Source organism: Microbacterium sp. 05T445 (assembly GCF_056395865.1).
In genome coordinates, this window is record NZ_JBFTKJ010000001.1 from 984,271 (window position 1) to 1,005,288 (window position 21,018).

Annotated in this window: 17 protein-coding genes; 8 read left to right on the forward strand and 9 right to left on the reverse strand. The window is 71.5% G+C overall.

All coding sequences use genetic code 11. From position 1 onward, the window contains the following. Positions 1-23: 23 nt before the first annotated feature. On the forward strand, positions 24-1,667 hold the full coding sequence (gene pgm, locus AC1DDU_RS04850) for a phosphoglucomutase (alpha-D-glucose-1,6-bisphosphate-dependent) (RefSeq protein ID WP_477431660.1): 1,644 nt from the start codon (positions 24-26) through the stop codon (positions 1,665-1,667). 48 nt (positions 1,668-1,715) lie between these two features. On the opposite strand, the gene AC1DDU_RS04855 is transcribed toward pgm, so the two are convergent. Beyond that, entirely contained in the window at positions 1,716-2,843 is a 1,128-nt protein-coding gene (locus AC1DDU_RS04855) for a glycerate kinase (RefSeq protein ID WP_477431662.1), read from the reverse strand. 98 nt (positions 2,844-2,941) lie between these two features. Between AC1DDU_RS04855 and galE the strand changes: the two genes are divergently transcribed. Further along, positions 2,942-3,919 (forward strand): UDP-glucose 4-epimerase GalE, encoded by a 978-nt coding sequence (gene galE / locus AC1DDU_RS04860; RefSeq protein WP_477431664.1) that lies wholly within the window; start codon positions 2,942-2,944, stop codon positions 3,917-3,919. Positions 3,920-4,114: 195 nt separating this feature from the next. Here galE and AC1DDU_RS04865 read toward each other — a convergent pair whose 3' ends face one another. Next, positions 4,115-5,107, reverse strand: a complete 993-nt coding sequence (locus AC1DDU_RS04865; RefSeq protein WP_477431666.1) for a LacI family DNA-binding transcriptional regulator — start codon at positions 5,105-5,107, stop codon at positions 4,115-4,117. An 86-nt stretch (positions 5,108-5,193) separates the two neighbouring features. On the opposite strand from AC1DDU_RS04865, the gene galT reads away from it, so the two are divergent. The 3 genes from galT (at position 5,194) to AC1DDU_RS04880 (ending at position 8,656) form a co-directional block, all read left to right on the forward strand. Next, positions 5,194-6,378, forward strand: coding sequence for a galactose-1-phosphate uridylyltransferase (gene galT / locus AC1DDU_RS04870; protein ID WP_477431668.1), 1,185 nt, complete (start codon positions 5,194-5,196; stop codon positions 6,376-6,378). Positions 6,379-6,389: 11 nt separating this feature from the next. Further along, positions 6,390-7,568: a galactokinase gene (gene galK, locus AC1DDU_RS04875; RefSeq protein WP_477433423.1), complete on the forward strand. Its 1,179-nt coding sequence runs from the start codon at positions 6,390-6,392 to the stop codon at positions 7,566-7,568. A gap of 245 nt (positions 7,569-7,813) precedes the next feature. Beyond that, positions 7,814-8,656: an alpha/beta fold hydrolase gene (locus AC1DDU_RS04880; RefSeq protein ID WP_477431670.1), complete on the forward strand. Its 843-nt coding sequence runs from the start codon at positions 7,814-7,816 to the stop codon at positions 8,654-8,656. Positions 8,657-8,725: 69 nt separating this feature from the next. Here AC1DDU_RS04880 and AC1DDU_RS04885 read toward each other — a convergent pair whose 3' ends face one another. Genes AC1DDU_RS04885 through AC1DDU_RS04895 form a run of 3 tightly spaced genes read right to left on the reverse strand, consistent with a single transcriptional unit; the run spans position 8,726 to position 13,093 of the window. Then, positions 8,726-11,008, reverse strand: coding sequence for a beta-glucosidase (locus AC1DDU_RS04885; protein ID WP_477431672.1), 2,283 nt, complete (start codon positions 11,006-11,008; stop codon positions 8,726-8,728). A 28-nt stretch (positions 11,009-11,036) separates the two neighbouring features. Then, entirely contained in the window at positions 11,037-11,783 is a 747-nt protein-coding gene (locus tag AC1DDU_RS04890; protein ID WP_477431674.1) for a phosphatase PAP2 family protein, read from the reverse strand. An 11-nt stretch (positions 11,784-11,794) separates the two neighbouring features. Next, positions 11,795-13,093, reverse strand: coding sequence for an MFS transporter (locus AC1DDU_RS04895; protein WP_477431676.1), 1,299 nt, complete (start codon positions 13,091-13,093; stop codon positions 11,795-11,797). Positions 13,094-13,202: 109 nt separating this feature from the next. Here AC1DDU_RS04895 and AC1DDU_RS04900 point away from each other — a divergent pair, with 109 nt between their 5' ends. Next, on the forward strand, positions 13,203-13,862 hold the full coding sequence (locus AC1DDU_RS04900) for a TetR/AcrR family transcriptional regulator (RefSeq protein WP_477431678.1): 660 nt from the start codon (positions 13,203-13,205) through the stop codon (positions 13,860-13,862). Here the strand turns inward: AC1DDU_RS04900 and AC1DDU_RS04905 are convergent, their stop codons facing one another. Continuing rightward, complete coding sequence (locus tag AC1DDU_RS04905) at positions 13,863-15,065, reverse strand: ROK family protein (RefSeq protein ID WP_477431680.1); 1,203 nt, start codon at positions 15,063-15,065, stop codon at positions 13,863-13,865. A gap of 61 nt (positions 15,066-15,126) precedes the next feature. Next, positions 15,127-15,900, reverse strand: a complete 774-nt coding sequence (locus AC1DDU_RS04910) for a histidine phosphatase family protein (RefSeq protein ID WP_477431682.1) — start codon at positions 15,898-15,900, stop codon at positions 15,127-15,129. A gap of 195 nt (positions 15,901-16,095) precedes the next feature. Here AC1DDU_RS04910 and AC1DDU_RS04915 point away from each other — a divergent pair, with 195 nt between their 5' ends. Then, positions 16,096-17,403 carry an MFS transporter gene (locus tag AC1DDU_RS04915; protein WP_477433425.1) on the forward strand — a complete coding sequence of 436 codons (1,308 nt, stop codon included), beginning with the start codon at positions 16,096-16,098 and terminating at the stop codon, positions 17,401-17,403. 31 nt (positions 17,404-17,434) lie between these two features. Continuing rightward, a complete protein-coding gene (locus tag AC1DDU_RS04920) occupies positions 17,435-18,937 on the forward strand; it encodes a carboxylesterase/lipase family protein (RefSeq protein WP_477431684.1) in 1,503 nt (500 codons plus the stop codon). A 144-nt stretch (positions 18,938-19,081) separates the two neighbouring features. Here the strand turns inward: AC1DDU_RS04920 and AC1DDU_RS04925 are convergent, their stop codons facing one another. Together AC1DDU_RS04925 and AC1DDU_RS04930 are read right to left on the reverse strand one after the other, a co-directional pair. Beyond that, positions 19,082-20,068: an LLM class F420-dependent oxidoreductase gene (locus tag AC1DDU_RS04925; RefSeq protein ID WP_477431686.1), complete on the reverse strand. Its 987-nt coding sequence runs from the start codon at positions 20,066-20,068 to the stop codon at positions 19,082-19,084. A gap of 52 nt (positions 20,069-20,120) precedes the next feature. After that, on the reverse strand, positions 20,121-21,005 hold the full coding sequence (locus tag AC1DDU_RS04930; RefSeq protein ID WP_477433427.1) for a DNA-methyltransferase: 885 nt from the start codon (positions 21,003-21,005) through the stop codon (positions 20,121-20,123). Between the last annotated feature and the right edge of the window lie 13 nt (positions 21,006-21,018).

Consider the following 21,018-nt stretch of genomic DNA (forward strand, 5'->3'; position numbering starts at 1 on the left):
CCGGGAACGGCAGACTAGGGGCCATGACTCGCGCAGGACAGCCGGCCGAAGCATCCGACCTCATCGACATCGATGAGCTGATCGCCGCGTACTACGACATCGCGCCAGACCCCGCCGTGCCAGAGCAGCGCGTCGCGTTCGGCACGAGCGGACACCGCGGATCGTCGCTGTCGGCGAGCTTCAACGAGACCCACATCCTGGCCACGACCCAGGCCATCGTCGACTATCGCCGGTCGCAGGGCATCGAGGGGCCGCTCTTCCTCGGCCGCGACACCCACGGCCTGTCGCTGCCGGCCGAACGCAGCGCGATCGAGGTCCTGGTCGCGAACGGCGTCGACGTGCGCGTCGACGCCCGCGACTCGTGGGTGCCGACCCCCGCACTCAGCCACGCGATCCTCACGTACAACCGCGGGAAGGATGCCGCCGACCCCGGCCGCGCCGACGGCATCGTGGTCACCCCCAGCCACAATCCGCCGCGCGACGGCGGCTTCAAGTACAACCCGCCGAACGGCGGCCCGGCCGACACCGACGCCACCGGCTGGATCGCGGACCGCGCGAACGAGCTCATCGCGGCGGGCCTGGACGGCGTGAGCCGGAAGCTCCACAAGGACATCGACCTCGACGCGCTCGGCCAGTACGACTTCCGCGACGCGTACGTCCGCGACCTCGCGAACATCATCGACGTCGAGGCGATCCGCCGCGCCGGCGTGCGCATCGGCGCCGACCCGCTGGGAGGGGCGTCGGTGGATTACTGGGCGCTCATCGCCGAGGTGCACGGCCTCGATCTCACCGTCGTGAACCCCGAGGTCGACCCGACGTGGCGGTTCATGACGCTCGACTGGGACGAGAAGATCCGCATGGATCCGTCGTCGCCGTCGGCGATGGCGGGGCTCATCGGCCGCCGCGACGAGTACGACATCCTCACCGGCAACGACGCGGATGCCGACCGCCACGGCATCGTGACGCCCGACGCCGGCCTCATGAACCCCAACCACTACCTCGCCGTCGCGATCGATTACCTGTACTCGCACCGGCCGCACTGGCCCGCGGATGCCGCGGTCGGCAAAACACTGGTCAGCTCGATGATCATCGACCGCGTCGCGGAGTCGCTCGGGCGTCCTCTGCTGGAGGTGCCGGTGGGCTTCAAGTGGTTCGTCCCCGGCCTGCTCGACGGATCGGTCGCCTTCGGCGGCGAAGAGTCCGCCGGTGCGTCGTTCCTCCGGTTCGACGGCAGCGTCTGGACGACCGACAAGGACGGCATCCTGCTGTGCCTGCTGGCCTCCGAGATCCTCGCCGTCACCGGCAAGACGCCCTCGCAGCGCTACGCGGAGCTCGAGGCCGAGTTCGGGGCGTCGGCCTACCAGCGCGTGGACGCCCCCGCGACGCCCGCACAGAAGGCCGCGCTCGGAAAGCTCGCCCCCGAGGCGGTCACCGCGACCGAGCTCGCCGGCGAGCCCATCACCGCGAAGCTGTCGCACGCGCCGGGCAACGGCGCCGCGATCGGCGGGCTCAAGGTGCAGACCGAGCACGCGTGGTTCGCCGCCCGCCCGTCGGGCACGGAGGACGTGTACAAGCTCTACGCCGAGTCGCTGCGCGGCCCCGAGCACCTCGCACAGGTGCAGGCCGAGGCCCGCGTGGTCGTCACCGAGGCGCTCGCCGGAGCCTGATCCGCTCGCAGAGGCCGGTCCATCCCTCGGGGTGGGCCGGCTTCTGCGTCATCGCGCGCCGAAGGAGCGCGCGAGCCGCTCCGCTGCCTGCGAGAGCCAGCGGCCGGGGTCGGCCATGGCTTCTTCGCCGGAACCGGCCAGGTCGGTGAGCGACACGGTCGCCGCGAAGCCCGAGGTGTCGGCGCCCTCCGCGATGCGCCCCGCGACGAGCACGACCGGCACTCCGGCGGCGGCGGCGACTGCGGCGACGTGAGCGGGTACCTTTCCTGCGGCCGACTGCCCGTCGAACGCCCCTTCCCCGGTGACGACGACGGATGCCGCTGCCACGGCCGCGTCCAGTCCCACGAGTTCTGCGACCGCGGCCGACCCCGGAACGAGCCGCGCGCCCCACGCCAGCAGGCCGAAGCCCGTTCCGCCCGCCGCACCGGCGCCGGCGGCATCCGCGTCCGCGTCGATCAGTGTCGCGAGCCGCGCGAGCCCGGCGTCGAGCTGTGCGACCTCCGCGGCCCCGGCGCCCTTCTGGGGGCCGAACACGGCGGCGGCACCCCTCGCGCCGAGCAGCGGATTGGTCACGTCGCTGAGCACGGTCACTCCGCCGGGCGGCAGCGGTGCGAGCCCGGAGAGGTCGACGGTCGACACCGTGGCCAGCCCCCGCGCCCCCGCCGCGATCGGCGCGCCCGCGGCATCCGTGAATCGCGCCCCGAGCGCCGCGAGCATGCCCGCCCCGCCGTCGGTGGACGCGCTCGAGCCGATGCCGAGGACGAGCCGCGACACGCCGTGCCCCAGGGCATCGGCGATCGCCTCGCCGAAACCGCGCGTGTGCGCGTCGAAGGGGCGCAGGCGCGGCGGGGTGCCGAGCAGCTCGATCCCGCTCGTGTTCGCGAGCTCGACGACGCCCGTGCCCCCAGGCAGCCCCGCGGCAGGCGGCAGGAGGACCCAGGATGCGTCGACCGCCGCCCCCTCGGGACCGGTGACGGTCACCGGCATCCGGCGCGCGTGCGGAACGGCCGCCGCGAACGCGTCGACCGTGCCCTCGCCGCCGTCCGCCATGGGCATCGGACGCACCTCGTCGCCCGGGCGCGCCCGCCGCCAGCCCGCCGCGAGCGCTTCGGCGGCCGCGGCGGCCCCCAGCGTGCCCTTGAACGAGTCGGGCGCGATCACGACGGTGGAGGCCATACGGCGATTCTCCTCGACGCGGTGCGGTCCCGACGCGACAGATGGACCCGGCAGAATGGACAGCGGCGCCGTTCGGCGACCCCGACCCCCGGAGTGACATGACCTGGCTCGTGACCGGAGGCGCCGGCTACATCGGCGCCCACATCGTCCGTGCGCTCGCTGACGCGGGCCTGACGCCCGTCGTCATCGACGACCTCTCCAGCGGGCACGCCGGCTTCGTGCCCGAAGGCGTCCCGTTCGTGCGGGGCTCGATCCTCGACGCCGACCTCGTCGAGCGCACGCTGCGCGAGCACGCGGTCGAGGGCGTCATCCACCTCGCCGGCTACAAGTACGCCGGCGTCTCGGTGCAGCGACCGCTGCACACCTACGCGCAGAACGTCGAAGGCACGCGCGCGCTCCTGGCTGCGATGCAGGCGGCGGATGTCGCCAACCTGGTGTTCTCGTCGTCGGCGGCCGTGTACGGCACCCCTGACGTGCCGCTGGTGACCGAGGACCTCCCGAAGCGTCCCGCCTCGCCGTACGGCGAGTCCAAGCTCATCGGCGAGTGGCTGATCCGCGACCAGGCGATCGCGACCGCCGCGTCCGAGCACGCGCTGCGCTACACCGCGCTGCGCTACTTCAACGTCGTCGGCTCCGGCGACCCCGCGGTGTACGACAGCAGCCCGCACAACCTCTTCCCGCTCGTGTTCGAGGCGCTGCTCGCGGGCCGGACGCCCCGCATCAACGGCGACGACTACGACACCGCCGACGGCACGAACGTGCGCGACTACGTGCACGTGGCCGACATCGCCGCCGCGCACGTCGCGGCCGCGCAGCGCCTCCTCGCGAACCGGCCCATCGAGCCGGCGTACAACCTCGGCTCGCAGAACGGCCTGAGCGTCCGCGAGATCATGAACGCGATGGCACGGGTCACCGGCATCGACTTCACGCCCGAGATCGGTCCGCGCCGCCCCGGCGACCCAGACCGAATCGTCGCGACCGGCGAGCTGGCCGCCCGCGACCTCGACTGGATGAACCGCTACACCGTCGACGAGATGGTCCGCACCGGCTGGGAGGCCCGTCGGGCCGCCGACTGAGCCCCGCACCAGGAGCGCCGCACCGTCCTCACGGTGCGGCGCTCGCGCGTGTGCGCCAGGCCGTCGTGGCCGCGCGGCCGATCCGAGATTCGGAGTTCGCACCGGTTTTCGGAACTACCCGGACGCCGGTCACCGATTCCGGGCGGATCCTCCGAATTCCGGTGGCGCGCTCGGACACCGAGCCCGCGGAGGCGGTCAGGGTGCGGGCGCGGTGCTCTCGCGCAGCACCAGCCGGGTCGGCACCGTCTCGAACACCGCCGCGGCGTCGGCCTCGATCCCCTCGACCAGCGCGGCGACCGCGCGGGATCCGAGCGCGTCGAAGTTCTGGTGCACCGTCGTCAGCGGCGGGCGGTAGTCGGCGGCATCCGCGATGTCGTCGAAGCCCACGATGCTGACCTGCCGCGGGATCTCGAGCCCCGCCTCGGCGAACGCCCGGAGCAGGCCGAGTGCCATCTGGTCGTTGGCGGCGAACACGGCCGTCGCGCCCGCGGCCAGGAGAGCGGATGCCGCGGCATGCCCCGACGCGGACGTCCAGTCGCCGCGCACCAGCGGCGGCACCGTCGCGCCGGCGGCGGTCAGCGCCTCGCGCCAGCCGCGCTCGCGCTCGGCGGCGGCGAACGAGCCCTCAGGGCCCGCGAGGTGGTGGACGGCGCGATGCCCGAGCCCGAGAAGGTGCTCGACGGCGAGGCGGGCACCGCCGGCGTGTTCGGTCTCGACGACGCTGAAGCGGTCGTCGCGCGGCGAGTCGACGACGACGAGGCGGATCCCGGCCGCGCGGAGGTCGGCCCCGCGCACCCGCTCCGTCGCCTCGTTGAGCACGATCGCACCGTCGACGTCCTGATCGGCGAGGCGCTCGAACGCCGCCACCACGTCACCGTCGGCGCCGAGCGTCACGACGGTGAGCGCGTAACCGCGGGCGGCGGCGGCATCGGCCACCGCCTGCAGCATGCGGGAGTTGCCGACGGACGCGAGCGTCGACACGACGAGGCCGATTGTCTGCGTGCGCCCGGTGCGCAGGGCGCGCGCGGCGCGATGGGGGCGGTAGCCCAATTCGGCCATCGCCGCCTCGACCCGCGTCCGCGTCTCGGGGTCGACGCGGGGGCTCGCGTTCACGACGCGTGACACCGTCTGGCCCGAGACGCCGGCGCGCTCTGCGACATCCGCCATCGACACGCGTCTGTCCACCATGCGCACCCCGATCCGTCGGGGATGCCGGGCGCTGTGGCGCGGCATCCGTGTTGACGCTAACATATCGGATTTGCTAGCGTGTTGACGTGAACACGCTTCAGGGAGACCCGCCCGCGTCGCGCACGCTCGGCGCCGGCGTCGTCAAACGCGCCACCCGCCTCGCCGACGGGCGCGACCTGATCTACTACGACGACCCCGACACGACGCTCGGGCCGCAGCGCGCGATCGACGCGCGCGAGCTCGCGCCCCGCCCCGAGACCGCGACGATGCGACGCGACGTGCTCACCGGCGACTGGGTGTCGATCGCGGCCGCCCGCCAGAACCGGGCGTTCCTCCCGCCCGCCGAGCTCGACCCGCTCTCGCCGCAGACGCCGACGAACCCGTCCGAGATCCCGTCGCTGTACGACGTGGCGGTGTTCGAGAACAAGTCGCCGTCGTTCGGCCCTGCGCTCGGGGTCGCGCACGGCGACGCCCCCGCCGGAGTCGACGCGCCGCGCGACCTCGACGACCTCGTCACGCCCGGACTCGGCCGCACCCGCACCAGCGTCGGCCGCTGCGAGGTCGTGTGCTTCAGCCCCGAGCACTCCGGCTCGTTCGGGTCGCTGTCCGCCACGCGCGCCCGCACCGTCATCGAGGCGTGGGCCGACCGCACCGCAGCCCTCTCGGCCCTCCCCGGCATCGAGCAGGTCTTCCCGTTCGAGAACCGCGGCGAGGCGATCGGCGTCACCCTCCCCCACCCGCACGGCCAGATCTACGCGTACCCGTACATCACGCCGCGCACCACGAGTCTGCTCGCGTCGATCGATCGCGAGGGGCCCGACCTGTTCGCGCGCATCCTCGAGTTCGAGCGCGCCGGCGAGCGCGTGATCCTCGAGGGCGAGCACTGGACGGCGTTCGTCCCGTTCGCCGCGCGCTGGCCGATCGAGATCCACCTGCTGCCGCACCGTCACGTCGCGGACTTCGCCGAGACCACGGATGCCGAGCGCGACGAGCTCGCGCCGCTCTACCTGCGGCTGCTGCGCGGCGTCGACGCCCTGTACGACTCCCCCACGCCGTACATCGCCGCGTGGCACCAGGCGCCGGTGCACCGAGGCCGCGACACCGCGCGGCTGCACCTCCAGCTGACGTCACCGCGCCGCGCCGCCGACAAGCTCAAGTTCCTCGCCGGATCCGAGGCCGCCATGGGCGCCTGGATCGGCGACATCCCGCCCGAGACGGCCGCTGCGAAGCTGCGGGAGGCCATCGCATCCATCCCCGAGGAGACCCTGTGACCGCCACCGACATCCGCACCGCCGACGCCGCCCGCTCCCTCTTCGCGGAGAGCTTCGGCACCGAGCCGGTGGGCACCTGGTCGGCCCCGGGACGCGTCAACCTCATCGGCGAGCACACCGACTACAACGACGGGTTCGTGCTGCCGTTCGCGATCCAGCACCGCACCCACGTGGCGCTGGCCCCGCGCGGCGACGGCCGCATCCGCGTCGTGTCGACCTTCGACGACGCCGCGGTCGAGGTCGCCCTCGCCGAGCTCGACGCGCTCTTCCCCGCCCGCCGTGACGACATCGCGGAGTGGGCCCGCTATCCGCTGGGCGTGGCGTGGGCGCTGCTGGCGGCATCCGGAACCGACCCGGCGTCGGTCGCCGGCGTCGATCTCGCCTTCGCCTCCGACGTGCCCGTCGGCGCGGGTCTGTCGTCGTCCGCGGCGATCGAGGGCGCGGCCGCCGTCGCGCTCGCCCAGACCTGGGGGCTGGACATCGACCGGGTCACCCTCGCGAAGGTCGGCCGCCGCGCCGAGAACGAGGCCGTCGGCGCACCCACCGGCATCATGGATCAGATGGCGTCGCTGCTCGGCCGCGCCGACTCCGCGATCTTCCTGGACTGCCGATCGCTGGACGCGCAGATCGTCGACCTGGGCTTCGCGGATGCCGGCCTCGAGCTGGTCGTCATCGACACCGGCGTGAAGCACTCCCACGCCACCGGCGGCTACGGCGAGCGCCGTGCGGCGTGCGAGCGCGGTGCCGCGGCGCTCGGCGTGCCCGCGCTGCGCGACGTCACCCCCGACGACCTCCCGCGCCTCGCGGAGCTGGTCGACGAGGTCACCTTCCGGCGCGTGCGCCACGTCGTCACCGAGGACCAGCGCGTGCTCGACACCGTGCGCACCCTCCGCGAGCAGGGCCCCACCGCGATCGGGCAGCTCCTGATCGCCTCCCACGCGTCGATGCGCGACGACTTCGAGATCTCGGTGCCGGAGCTCGACACGGCGGTCGAGGCCGCGCTGGCGGCCGGTGCCGTCGGCGCGCGCATGACCGGCGGCGGGTTCGGCGGCGCGGCGATCGCCCTGGTCGCCCACGACCGCGTGTCGGCGGTGACGGATGCCGCGACCGCGGCCTTCGCCGCCGCGGGGTTCGCCGCCCCCACGATCTTCACCGTCGTGCCGTCGCCGGGAGCCGCACGCGACGCCTGACCTCCGCGCCGGCTCCGGGGCGTTTCGTCTCGCTCGTTCCTCGCTCGCTCGACGACCGGTGCCCGTCGCCGGGCGAACGGATGCCGGCGACCGGGGCTGAACTCCGCGTGAACAGCCCCGACACGCACGCACCGGACACTGGCGGTGGCGGATGCCTCGGCCTAGCGTCGGACGCGGGGCCGCGGCACTCGTGCTGATCGAGGCACGAGACGAGGAATCCGTTCCCGGTCCCGGAAGGAGCGATCGTGGCGTACATCACCGTCGGGACCGAGAACTCGGCCGACGTCGACATCTACTACACCGACCAGGGTCCGGCGGACGGACAGCCCGTCGTGCTGATCCACGGCTTCCCGCTGAACGGCGAGTCCTGGGGCAAGCAGCAGGCGGCGCTGCGGGATGCCGGATACCGCGTGATCGCGTACGACCGCCGCGGCTTCGGGGCGTCGAGCAAGGCCGGCTCGGGCTACGACTACGACACGTTCGCTGCCGATCTGCACGCGCTCATGGAGGATCTCGACCTCCGCGACGCCGTGCTCGTGGGGTTCTCGATGGGCACCGGCGAGGTCGCCCGATACCTGTCCCGGTACGGCAGCGGACGCGTCGCCAAGGCGGCGTTCTTCGGCTCGCTCGAGCCGTTCCTGCTGATCACCGACGACAACCCCGGCGGCGCCGGGCCGCAGGAGTTCTTCGACGGCATCGCGCAGTCCGTCCGCGAGGATCGCTACGCGTTCATCGGCGGGTTCTTCAAGGACTTCTACAACCTCGACCAGACGCTCGGCTCGCGCATCTCTCAGGAGGCGGTCGACGCGAGCGTGCAGGTCGCGAACCTCGCCGGCAACACCGCGATCGCCGCGGCGCCGCTGACCTGGCCGACCGACTTCCGCGCCGACATCGCCGCGATCGACGTCCCGGCGCTGATCGTGCACGGCACCGCCGACAACATCCTGCCCATCGACGCGACGGCCCGCCGATTCCGGGAGCTTCTCCCCGACGCCGTCTACGTCGAGCTGGAGGGTGCGCCGCACGGCATGCTGTGGACCCACGGCGCCGAGGTCAACGAGGCGCTGCTGGCCTTCCTCGCCGACTGACGCACACACGACGGATGCCCCGTCGCCGGGCCCGCGAGGGACCCGGTGCCGGGGCATCCGTTCGGTCGATCAGCCCTGCTGCGGGGCGTTCGCCATCGCGATGAGCCCGTCGATCATCTCGGGAGAGACCCCTGCGCCGTCGCCCGAGAGCGCGGCCATCATGCCGATGCGGCCGATCGGGAACGAGTCCATCATCTTGGACATGTCCACGCCTTCGGGCATGACCGATGCCGTGGCCTCGCCCATGCCGCCCATCATCTGTGCCATCGCGGCCTGCACGATCGGGCCCGCGACGGGGTGCGCGAACACCTCGCCCATCGACGACGAGCGCGACAGCGGCACGCGCAGGGCGTCGCCGTCGATCGTCACCGTGACGGACGAGCGGATGTCGCGGCTCGACGCCGCGACGTCGATCGCGTACTCGCCTCCCTCGACGATCCAGCGGTCGGCGCGGATGTCCCAGTACGCGAGATCCTTGCGGCGCACGGTCAGCACGACCTCGCGGGTCTCGCCCGGCTCGAGCGCGACGGACGCGAACGCCTTGAGCTCGCGCGGAGCGCGCTGCACCGACGACCCGGCCAGCGACGTGTAGGCCTGCACGACCTCGCGCCCCGACACTTCGCCGGTGTTGGTGACGGCCACCGTCACCTCGACGTCACCGGCGGCGTTCACCGCGGCGGCGGCGTCCCCGTACGCGAAGGTCGTGTACGAGAGGCCGTGACCGAACGGGAACGCGACGTCCATGCGGCGCGCGTCGTACCAGCGGTAGCCGACGAACAGGCCCTCGCCGTAGCGCACGTGCGAGAACTCGCCAGGGAACGCGAGGTATGCAGGGGTGTCCTCCAGGCGCAGCGGGATCGTCTCGGTGAGCTTGGCCGACGGGTTGACCGCGCCGAACAGCACGTCGGCGGTCGCGCCGCCGCCGGCCTGGCCGAGCAGCCACCCTTCCAGGATCGCCGGCACGCGATCCGCGAAGGGCAGCGCCACGACGCCGCCGTTGGAGAGCACCACGACGGTGTTCGCGTTCACCGCGAGCACCGCCTCCAGCAGCTCCAGCTGCGCGGCCGGCAGATCGATGTCCTCGCGGTCGTAGCCCTCCGACTCCAGGCGCGCGGGCAGCCCGAGGAACACGACGGCGACGTCGGCGGCGGATGCCGCGGCCACCGCCTCCTCGCGCAGCGCCGCGGCCTCGTCGGCGGCGACCTCGAGCGCGTTGCTGAAGCCCTGCGCGTAGGCCACGTCACCGGCGGCGAGCGCGCGGATCTCGTCGAGCGCGACATCCAGACGCGTCGGGTTGATCAGCGACGAGCCGGCGCCCTGATAGCGGGGCTTGGCGGCGAACTCGCCGATGACCGCGAGCTTCGCGTCCTCGGCCAGCGGCAGGAGCCCGCCTTCGTTCTTCAGCAGGACGATCGAGCTGCCGGCGGCCTCGCGGGCCAGCGCGTGGTGCGCGTCGACGTCGAGCGGTCCCTGCGCGGCGCCGGCACCGTCGGTCGTCTTGCGCACGAGGTCGAGCACGCGTCCTGCGGCGACATCCAGCACCGCCTCATCCAGCGAGCCGTCCTTCACGGCGGCGACGATCTGAGCGTCGGTGGCGCCACCGGAGGAGGGCATCTCGAGGTCCATGCCCGCAGCCAGGCCCGGCACACGCTCGTTGACCGCGCCCCAGTCCGACACCACGAGGCCCTCGAAGTCCCATTCGTCGCGCAGCACCTGCGTGAGCAGCCACGGGTCCTCCGACGCGTACACGCCGTTGATGCGGTTGTACGAGCACATCACCGTCCAGGGCTGGGCGTCCTCGACGACCCGCTGGAAGCCGCGCAGGTAGATCTCGCGCAGCGGCCGCGGGTCGATGTCGCTCGACGAGCGCATCCGGTCGTTCTCCTGGTTGTTGGCGGCGAAGTGCTTGAGCGACGTGCCCACGCCCTTCGACTGGATGCCCTTGACGATCGCGGCACCCAGCACGCCCGAGACGATCGGATCCTCGGAGAGGTACTCGAAGTTTCGGCCGCACAGCGGCGAGCGCTTGATGTTGATGCCCGGGCCGAGCAGCACGCCGACGTTCTCGATCGAGGTCTCGGTGCCGAGGGCCTCGCCGACGCGGTGGATCAGCTCGACGTCCCACGACGAGCCCAGGCCCACGGCGGGCGGGAAGCAGGTGGCCGGCACGCTGTCGCCGATGCCGAGGTGGTCACCGCCCTCGCGCTGCTTGCGCAGACCGTGCGGACCGTCGGTGACCATGATCGCGGGCACGCCCACGCGCTCCACCGGCTTGGTGTACCAGAAGCTCGCGCCGCTGGTCAGCGACGCCTTCTCTTCGAGGGTCAGTTCCGTGACATCGGGGATGCTCATGGAGTTCCTTTCATCGGGGTTTCAGGGGTCAGGATGCCGCGACCGCGGCGCGTCGGTCGTGCAGGAACCACACCGGCCGGCCGTAGTCCCGCTGCAACCAGGGCCAGAACGCCCACCACATGAGCAGGACGCCCGCCGCGCCGGCCACGAGGCCGAAGACGGTGTCCGACAGCCAGTGGGCGTTGATGAGTGTGCGCTGCCACATCATGCCCAGCATGATGACGGCGCCGACGATCCACCAGATCCGGCGGGCGACGACGCGGGTGGCCGGGATGAGCGCCGCGATGCCGAACACCAGCGCCGCGGCCGAGACCGCATGGCCGGACGGGAACGACCCGTGGTCGACCTGGAACAGCGGCGCGTACAGTCCCAGTGCCGCGTCGTCGGCGGGCCGGGGGCGGTGGACCAGGTTCTTCATGCCCTGCGAGAGCAGTCCCGCCGACACCAGCGTCGCCGAGAGGAAGAACAGCGCCGACCGCCAGCGCCCCACGACGACGAGCCCGAGCGGGATGAGGATGACGGTGAGCACCGCGCCGGGAAGCTCGCCCAGGTACTGGAACAGCATCGGCAGCGCCCAGGTGTGGGCGCCCCCGTCCGGCGCCGCGCCGACGAACGCGCGCCACCCGTCGTCCAGTCCCTGGGTGAAGGGCGCTTCGGGGTTCAGCCCGACGGCCACGCCCATCGCCACGAAGGCGGCGAGCAGGCCCAGCGACCACCACAGCAGCGCGGCGGGGCGACGGATACGGCGGCGGGTGGCATCCGTCGTCGCGCTCATCGTCGATGTCATCAGCGCACCGACTTGATCGGCCAGATCGCGAACGCCCCCAGGATGCCGAGGACGATCGCGACCGGGAACAGGCCCTGGTAGCCGAACAGCAGGACGATGAGGCCGGCGACACCCGGGGCGAGCGTCTGCGGAAGGGTGGCGGCGATGTTGACGACGCCCAGGTCCTTGGCGAAGGACTTCGCCGACGGGAGCACCTCGCTGATCAGCGCTGTGTCGACCGCTTGGAACATGCCGAATCCGAAGCCGGCGATGAACGTCATGATCATCCACGCGTTCAGGTCCTGCCAGAACCAGGGCAGCAGGAACCCGAGACTGACGACCGCCGCCGACGCGAACACGAACGGCTTACGACGACCGACCTTGTCGGATAGCGGTCCGGAGACCACCGTCGAGATGATGATGCCGACCAGGCTCAGCAGGCCGAGCAGCGGGATGACCGACTCAGGGTGGTCCACGTGGAAGTAGTACTGCAGCAGGTAGAGCTGGTAACCGGTGACGGCGAAGTAGCCGGTGTACAGCAGCAGGCGGCCGGTGAAGGCCCAGAAGAAGTCCGGGTGCTTGACGGGGTTGACCCAGAAGGTCTTCAGGAACTCGACGAAGCTGAAGGGCTCGGAGGCGAGCTTGGTGCTGGAGTAGTCGGGGTTGAAGATCACGAACAGCGTCAGGATGACGACCGAGAGGATTGCGAACGTGATGTAGCCGACGGCGATGTTGCTGAAGAACATCGAGCCCACGATCTGGCCACCGAGAGCGCCGACCATGAGTCCGATCCCGGAGAGGGCTGCGAAGGTGCCCCGTCGCTTGAGCGGAACCCGGTCGGGCATGACCGCCGACAGCGGTCCCTGCGCGAAGTTGAAGCAGACCTGCACCAGCACCCACGCGATGATGAAGCCGACGAGGCTTCCCGCGAAGGCGAGACCGATGAGCGACAGCGCTCCGGTCAGCGCACCGATGATGATCCAGGGGGCGCGGCGGCCGAACCGCGAGCGCGTGCGGTCGGAAAGCTGGCCGGCGATGGGCTGGGCGATCATCGCCGCGAAGGCGCCGATCGTGGAGACGATTGCGAGGTTGGCGACGTTGATCTGGTTCTCTTCGCCGAAAGCCAGCGTGATCTGCTGCGGCAGCAGGATGCCCGGCACGGCGCCCCAGACCATGAAGATCGCGATGTTCGCCGGGATGATCGACCACATCAGCCGCCGCAGGCCCTTGACGGGCGGCGGCGGGTCGTCGTTGCCGGCGGCGGTGGCGACGAACGTGTTCTCGGTCATCGGTGCGGTGTTCTGTGACGGCACTGTCATGGACGGTCCTTGCTTCGGGTGGGTGAGGGTCTCGTCGGTGAGCGACTCGCAGAAAACCATATGTCACTTGGTTTTGAGAAATCAAGCATCATTCGGGTTTACTTCTCCTATGGCAGAAAGCCGGACAGGGCGACGAGGCTCCTACGCGAAGGGCGTCGCCAAACGCGAGGAGATCCTCGCCCGCGCGCTCGAAGTGATCGCCCGCGAGGGTTACCGCGGCGCGTCGGTGAAGGAACTGGCGGAAGCCGTGGGCCTCAGTCAGGCCGGGCTCCTGCACTACTTCGACAGCAAGGAGGAGCTGTTCACCGAGATCCTCCGCAAGCGCGACGAGATCGACACCGTCGAGCAGGGACTGGTCGGCGACATCGAGCACGGCTTCACGGCGGCATCGGGGCGCGAGCTCGCCGATATCCGCACCGGCTATCTCGGCGTCATCCGCCACAACGCCGACGTGCCGGGGCTCGTGCACCTGTTCGCCAGGCTGTCGGTCGATGCCGCCGACCCGGACCACCCGGCGCACCAGTTCTTCCTCTCGCGCGGCGAGGGGCTGCGCACGCTGTTCGCGGCCGACATCGCCCAGCGTCAGGCATCCGGCGAGATCTCCGCCGATGTCGACCCTGACACGCTCGCCCGCATCTTCCAGGCCGTCGCCGACGGCATGCAGGTGCAGTGGATGCTGGAGCCCGAGATCGACATGGCCGCCGTCGTCGACGCCCTCTTCGAGCTCATGACCCCGCGCGCTCGTGACGGCGAGGGTCCGTCCGCCTGATCAGGCGAGCGGATCCGCCAGGAACCGTATCCGCGCATCGCGCAGCGCGCCGCGCAGGGCGGCGTCCGCGCCGAGGCTGCTGCCGCGCACCTCGGCGATCCCGAAGTCGTCCGTGTAGGCGACGTCGGGCTGGATCGCGCCGAACTCCGACGCGATGTCCTCGGCGAGCGCGGCGACGAAGCCGCCGAGCACGATGACGTCGGGCCTGAGCGACACCGCGAGGATCTGCAGCGTCCGGGTGAGCTCGCCCGCCGCCCGGCGCCAGACGGATGCCGCCGGCTCGGACCCCGCCCCCACCTGCGCGACGAACTCCTCCAGCGCGGCCGTCAGTCCGTCCTCCGCGGCGAGGCCGTCGAGCCCCGACGCCTCCAGCAGCGCGTCGGGGCCGGCCACCGTGACCAGGCAGCCGCGCTGACCGCATGTGCAGGCGAGCCCGTCGGGCACCACCGGCAGATGACCGAGCGCAGAACCGACCACGCGAGCGCCGCGGTCGTCGTCCTCGGCGAACACCAGTGCACCGCCGATGCCCGAGTCGGCCTTGAGGTAGAGCAGGGTCTCCGGCCTGCCGACCGAGTCGTGCTCGGCGAGCGCCGCGACCTCCACATCCGGTACGAGGCGTGGGCGAGCACCCTCCGCCTCGAACCGCGCCAGGAACGTCGATCGCGTCCGGAGGAGCTCGAGGAGGTCGACCTGCCCCCAGCCCAGATCGGTGTCGGCGATGACCCGCACCGGGGTGCCGCCGACGGGTGCCCACACCACGATGCACACCTCCGCGATCCGGCGCCCGGTGGCGGCGACGGCCGTCGCCACGTCGTCGATCGCGCCGCCGAGCACGTCGGCGATCGCACCTGGGTCGCCCATCGGGCGGCCGTGCCGCGGAGCCGAGCGAACCAGTTCCTCGCCGGCGAGCGTGCTCGCGACCACGGTCGCGTGGTCGGCATCCAGGAGCGCGACGAGGACGCAGGGAGCGGATGCCGCCGGCCGCAGCATCGTGCGCGGGCGCCCCATCCCGACGGGGGCGACGATCTCGCTCTCCTCTACGAGCCCGGCGTCGATGAGCTCCGTCACGAGGGAGGTGACCGCGCCGCGCGAGAGGCCGGTCGCGGTGGCGATGTCGGCGCGGGCGGCGCCGTCGCCGTCGAGCACCTGCGCCAGCACGAGGCCGAGGTTGTGTCGGCGCACATCGGGCGTGGCGAGGGGCATGACCGCAATCGTAGGCTCCGGGCGGAAGGGTCGATGACGCCTCCCGCCCGGGGCCGGTCTTTCAACCGGCGTACTGCGTGTCGTTGACCGACCTGACGGTCCAGACGCCCGCCTTGTACTCGAGCAGGTTGACCGCACCGTTGGCGATGCCGGTCTCGGGCAGCTGAGCCTCCGCGCCGAGGTCGACCAGCAGGCACGAGATCGACAGGCCGCTCGAGACGACGAGCACGTTGTCGTCGCGGTGCTTCGCGGCATCCGCGGCGATCCTGTTCAGCGAGGACAGCATGCGGTCCGCGACGGCGTCGCAGTTCTCGGCCGGCAGCGCGGCCACCGGGTTGGTGGCGACGATGGCGTCGGTCATCTGGCCGAGCGTCGGGTCGGTGATGCCCTGCTGACCGAGGTAGCCGAAGACGGCGCCGCCCATCGTGCTCTGCTTGGCGCCCTCCCAGCCGCCGAAGTTCAGCTCGCGCAGACCCTCGTCGCGCGTGACGGAAAGCTTGGAGCCCGCGCCCTGCAACATGAGCGTCGCGGTCTCGTAGTGGCGCACCATGTCGGCCGAGTAGGCCTCGTCGATCTTGCCGACGGCCGCACCGAGGTTCGCGCCGACGGTGGTCGCCGTCGCGCGACCGTTCGCGGTCAACGGCGAGTCCGACCAGCCCTGCACGAGGTGCAGAGAGTTCAGGATGGTCTCGCCGTGCCGCGTCAAGTACACCTGCACGACGGCGTCGCGCTTGGACGGGGCGGGATTGGCGGCGGGTGCGGTCCACCCGCCGAGGGCGGTGACGCCGAGGATGGCCGCGGTCGCGAGGGCGATCCGGGGAAGCAGTCGTGCCATGTCATCTCCTTCGATAGAAACGGCTCAAACGCTAGTGGAGCTCGGCTTTCGCGCCGTCACCCCGTTGTGGAATCGTTACACATAGTTCACGTCTTGAACTTTATGGACGGATGCGTCACACTACTTCCCGAACGCTGTTCGCATTTCGACCCGACCACACCCCGACGTCTCGACGAAGAGGAGTCCTCCGTGACCATGCAGCCCGCGCCCGACCCGGCGATCGACATCGCCGCCACCGGCCTCATCCGCAACGAGCCTCCCGCCTCCGGCGAACCCGCGGCCAGCCCGCCCGCCAACAAGCGCCTGCTGCCGAGCATGCTCGTCGCCGGGCTCACCCTGTTCGCCACCTATGCGGGGCTGATCGCGATCCTGCTCCCAACCCAGGTGCAGGTGCTCTTCGGCGCGGAGAACGCCGAGGCCAACTTCGCGATCGTCACGACGGTCTCGTTCGTCTTCACGCTCTTCGCGCAGCCTCTCGCCGGCGCCTTCAGCGACCGCACCCGCTCGCGCTTCGGCCGACGCGCACCGTGGATGGTGATCGGCGCGCTGATCGGCGGCATCCTGCTGCTCGGCATGGGCTCGCTGACGCAGCTCGTCTGGCTCACCGTCTTCTGGGTCGTGATCCAGGTGGCGCTGAACTTCCTTCAGGCACCGCTGACGACGATCACTGCCGACCGTTTCCCGCGTTCGAAGCGCGGCGGCGCGAGCGCCATGCTCGGCATCGGCATGCAGCTGGGCGGCATGCTCGGGGTCATGGTCGCGAGCGCGCTGGCGGCACAGTTCGGCGTCGCGTACTCGGTGTTCGGCATCACCGTGATCGTCGTGACCCTGCTCTTCGTGCTCGTCAACCGCGACTGGTCGTCGAAGAACGCCGCGATCGAGCCCTTCCGCTGGGGCGCATTCTTCAAGGGCTTCTGGGTGAACCCGCGCAAGCACCCCGACTTTTTCTGGGCTTTCACCGCGCGGTTCCTGCTCATCCTCGGCTACTTCGTGGTGTCGAGCTACCAGCTCTACATGCTGCAGAAGTACATCGGCCTCTCGCTGCCAGACGCGCAGGGGGCCGTGCTGACCCTCACGCTTGTGGCCTTCGTGCCGACGCTGATCGCCATCGGCCTGTCCGGGTGGTGGAGCGACAAGGTTGGCCGCCGCAAGGTCTTCATCTACGTCGCGTCCGCGATCATGGCTGTCGGGTTCCTGATCCCCGTCTTCATGCCGGACATGAACGGCATGATCGCGATGAGCATCGTCAACGGACTCGGCTTCGGCATCTACATGTCGGTCGACGCGGCCCTGATGACCGAGGTGCTCCCCAACCCCGAGGGTGCCGCGGCGAAGGACCTCGGCATCCTGAACGTCGCAACGAACATCCCGCAGGCGCTCAGCCCGTCCATCGCGCTGCTCATCATCAGCGCGCTCGGCGGCTACGCCATGCTGTTCGTGTTCGCCACGGTCTTCGTCGTGCTGGGCGCCGTGGCCACCGCCCCCATCAAGAGCGTCCGATGAAACCCCACCTGCATGCGATAGGAGTGGATGCATGACAGACACCGAAACCCAGACCCTCGTCGAGGTCGACACCCGGGCGGGCCGCGTCCGCGGCGCGTGGCGCGGCATCCCGGGCTCCGAGACGCGCAGCGCCGCGTTCCTCGGCATCCCGTTCGCCAAGCCCCCGGTCGGCGAGCTGCGCTTCGCCGCCCCGGTGCCGGTGGAGCCGTGGGAGGGCGTGCGCGACGCGCGCGAATTCGGCGCGACGGCGCAGCGCGGCGACCCCGGTGTGACGCTGATCCCCGAACCGTCGATCCCCGGCGACTCGACGCTCAACGTGAACGTCTTCACCCCTGTGCCGGGCGAGACGGATGCCGCTCTCCCGGTGCTGGTGTGGATCCACGGCGGCGGCTACTTCGCCGGCTCTCCGGCGAGCCTCTGGTATGACGGACGCTCGTTCAACCGCGACGGCGTCGTCACCGTGACGATCTCGTACCGGCTGGGGTTCGACGGCTTCGGCTGGATCGAGGACGCGCCGTCCAACCGCGGCGTGCGCGACTGGCTGCTGGCGCTCCAGTGGGTGCAGGACAACATCGCGAACTTCGGCGGCGACGCACGACGCGTCACGATCGCCGGGCAGTCCGCGGGCGGCGGGGCGGTGCTGACCCTGCTCGGGATGCCGGCGGCCCAGCACCTGTTCCACGGCGTGTGGGCGCTGTCCGGCGCGACCGCCGACGTCACCCCCGCGACGTGGGAGCGCATCGGGCGCGACGTCGCCGCGCGGGTGGGGGTCGCGCCGACGCGTGCGGCGCTGTCGACGGTGTCCGAGGAGCGCCTCATCGAGGCGCAGAAGGCGGCCACTGATGTGTCGGGGCCCGATGCCATCACGAAGATGCTCGACGAGGGGCTGACCCTGGGGCCGTCCATCGACGGCGACCTGATCACGCGTCCGACCACGGAGTCGCTCGCCGCGGGCGTCGGGGCCGACAAGCCGCTCGTCCTCGGCGCGACCGACGATGAGTTCTCGATGGTCGTGGCGGGATCCGCCAAGACGCTGCGGTGGATCCCCCTGGGCATCCTCCTCGGCAAGTCGGGGCTCAAGGGCGCCCAGCGCAAGGCGTACGTCGCCGCCAACCGCGATGTCGTGGCCCGCGGCCACGCCGCGGTCGTCGGCCGCTACATCACCGACCGCATGTTCCGCACCGCCGTCGTCAAGACCGCACGCGCCCGCGGCGCGGCCCCCACGTGGGTGTACCGCTACGCGTTCCGCTCGACGCAGCCGGGCATGGTGCACGACGCGGCGGTGCACTGCATCGACGTGCCGTTCTGGTTCGACTGCCTCGACTCGGTGAAGATCGAGCCCTTGACCGGCCCGAACCCGCCGCAGTCGCTGGCCGACCAGACCCACCGCGCGGCGGTGGACCTCGTCGTCGGCGGCGACCCGGGCTGGCCGGCCTGGTCGGCGGCGCCGGGCTCGACCCGGGTGTTCGGCGGTCCCGCCGGCGCACCGGCGGTCGACCCCGACGGCTACGCGGCGATCGCCTCGCTGCTCTGACTCATCGCCGCGGGGCCCCTGTAGACCCCCGGCGATGGTTCCTGCGGGCGGGCCCGACCCGCCCGCAGGGACAAGGAAGGGTGGACCCCCGCCGATCTCATCGGGCCGGCGGGGATCCACCCTTCTGCCGTTTCCGGCCGGGCGTCAGGCCAGCGCGCCGATCACCTCGCGCTCGAAGAGCTCGACGCCGGAGAGGTCGTACGCCGCTTCGGGGAAGTAGTGGATCGCGTACGCGATGCCGTGGCGCTCACGCTCGGCCAGCCGCTCGATCACCTGGTCGACCGAGCCGAACGCGGGCGAGGTGAGGTAGTCGTGCTCGAGGTGGTCGGCGCGCTCCTGCCCGACGTGGGGCAGCAGACGCGCCTTGACCGCCGCCAGGCGATCGCGGGCCTCCGCCTCGGTGGCGCCGACGATCGTGTTGAAGTTGGAGCTGCGGGTGATCTCGGCGAAGTCCCGGCCCAGGGCGTCGCAGTGGCCCCGCAGGATCGCGCTCTTGCGGTCGACGTCCTCGAGCGATCCGCTGAAGTTCGTGTACGACGCGTAGGTCGCGGCGATCTTCAGCGTCACCTTCTCGCCGCCGCCGGCGACCCAGATCGGGATGCCGCCCTGCTGCAGCGGCTGCGGCTGCACGATCGCCCCCTCGACCTGATAGTGCCGGCCGTCGAGGGTGGCCCGGCCGGTCGTCCACGCCTGCTGCATGATGTCGACGCCCTCGCGCAGCATCCGCAGCCGTTCCGGAACCGGCGGGAAGCCGTATCCGTACGCCTCCCATTCGTGCTCGTACCAGCCGCCGCCGATGCCCATCTCGGTGCGGCCGCCCGAGACGATGTCTACGGTGGCCGCCATCTTGGCGAGGTACGCCGGGTTGCGGTAGCCCATGCACGTGCACATCTGGCCGAGGCGGATCCGGCTGGTCGACGCGGCGAACGCGGCCATCAGCGTCCACGCCTCGTGCGTGGCCTCGTCGCTGGGGACGGGGGTGGTGTGGAAGTGGTCGTAGACCCACAGCGACTCCCACGGCCCGGTGTCGGCGCGCTGCGCGAGCCCGTTCATCACCGCCCACTGCTCTGCGGGGTCGATGCCGACGAGATCGAATCGCCAGCCCTGGGGGATGAAGGTTCCGAAGCGCATGGGCACCAGCCTAAGGCGGCGCGGGATGCCGCGGCCGCGGCCGCCGGCGGCTTCAGCGCGCGACGACGCGGGCGTGCGGCATCCGCTCGCGCATCACGGCGATCGCCTCGGGATTGTGGTCCACGAGCACGGCGTTCCGGCCCAGCGCCGAGGCCACCGCTCCGGTCGTGCCGCTGCCGGCGAAGAAGTCCAGGACGCGGTCGCCCGGGCGCGACGACGCCTGCACGATGCGCCGCAGGATGCCCTCGGGCTTCTGCGTCGGGTACCCGGTCTTCTCTCGCCCGGTCGTGGGGACGATGGTGTGCCACCAGACGTCGGTGGGGAGCTTGCCGCGCTCGGCCTTCTCGGGCGTCACCAGCCCGGGTGCCATGTACGGCTCGCGGTCGACGGCCTCGGAGTCGAACCAGTACGCCTTCGGGTCCTTGACGTAGACCAGGATCGTGTCGTGCTTGGTGGGCCAGCGCTTGCGCGTCTTGGCGCCGTAGTCGTAGGCCCAGATGAGCTCGTTGAGGAACCGGTCGCGCCCGACCAGGGCGTCCAGCAGCACCTTGGCGTAGTGCGCCTCGCGGTAGTCGAGGTGCAGGTACAGCGTGCCGTCGTCGGCGAGCAGTCGCCATGCCTCGAGCAGCCGCGGCTCGAGGAAGCCCCAGTAATCGTCGAACCGGTCGTCGTATCCGCGCAGGTCGCCGCGGATCCGCTCGTACTCGCGCCCGTGGAAGCCGCGCCGGATGACGGATGCCGTCTCCCGCTCCTCCTGCGGAGCCCGCGCGGTCTCGAGTGCCCGCTCCTGCACGCGCCCGGTGTTGAACGGCGGGTCGAGGTAGATGAGGGTGAACGAGCCGTCCGGCAGCCCGCGGACGACCTCGAGGTTGTCGCCTTCGTGGATCTCTACGTCGCCGGGGCCGACGGGCCGGGGCGTCGCGGCATCCGCACCCAGCCCTTGGGCCGGC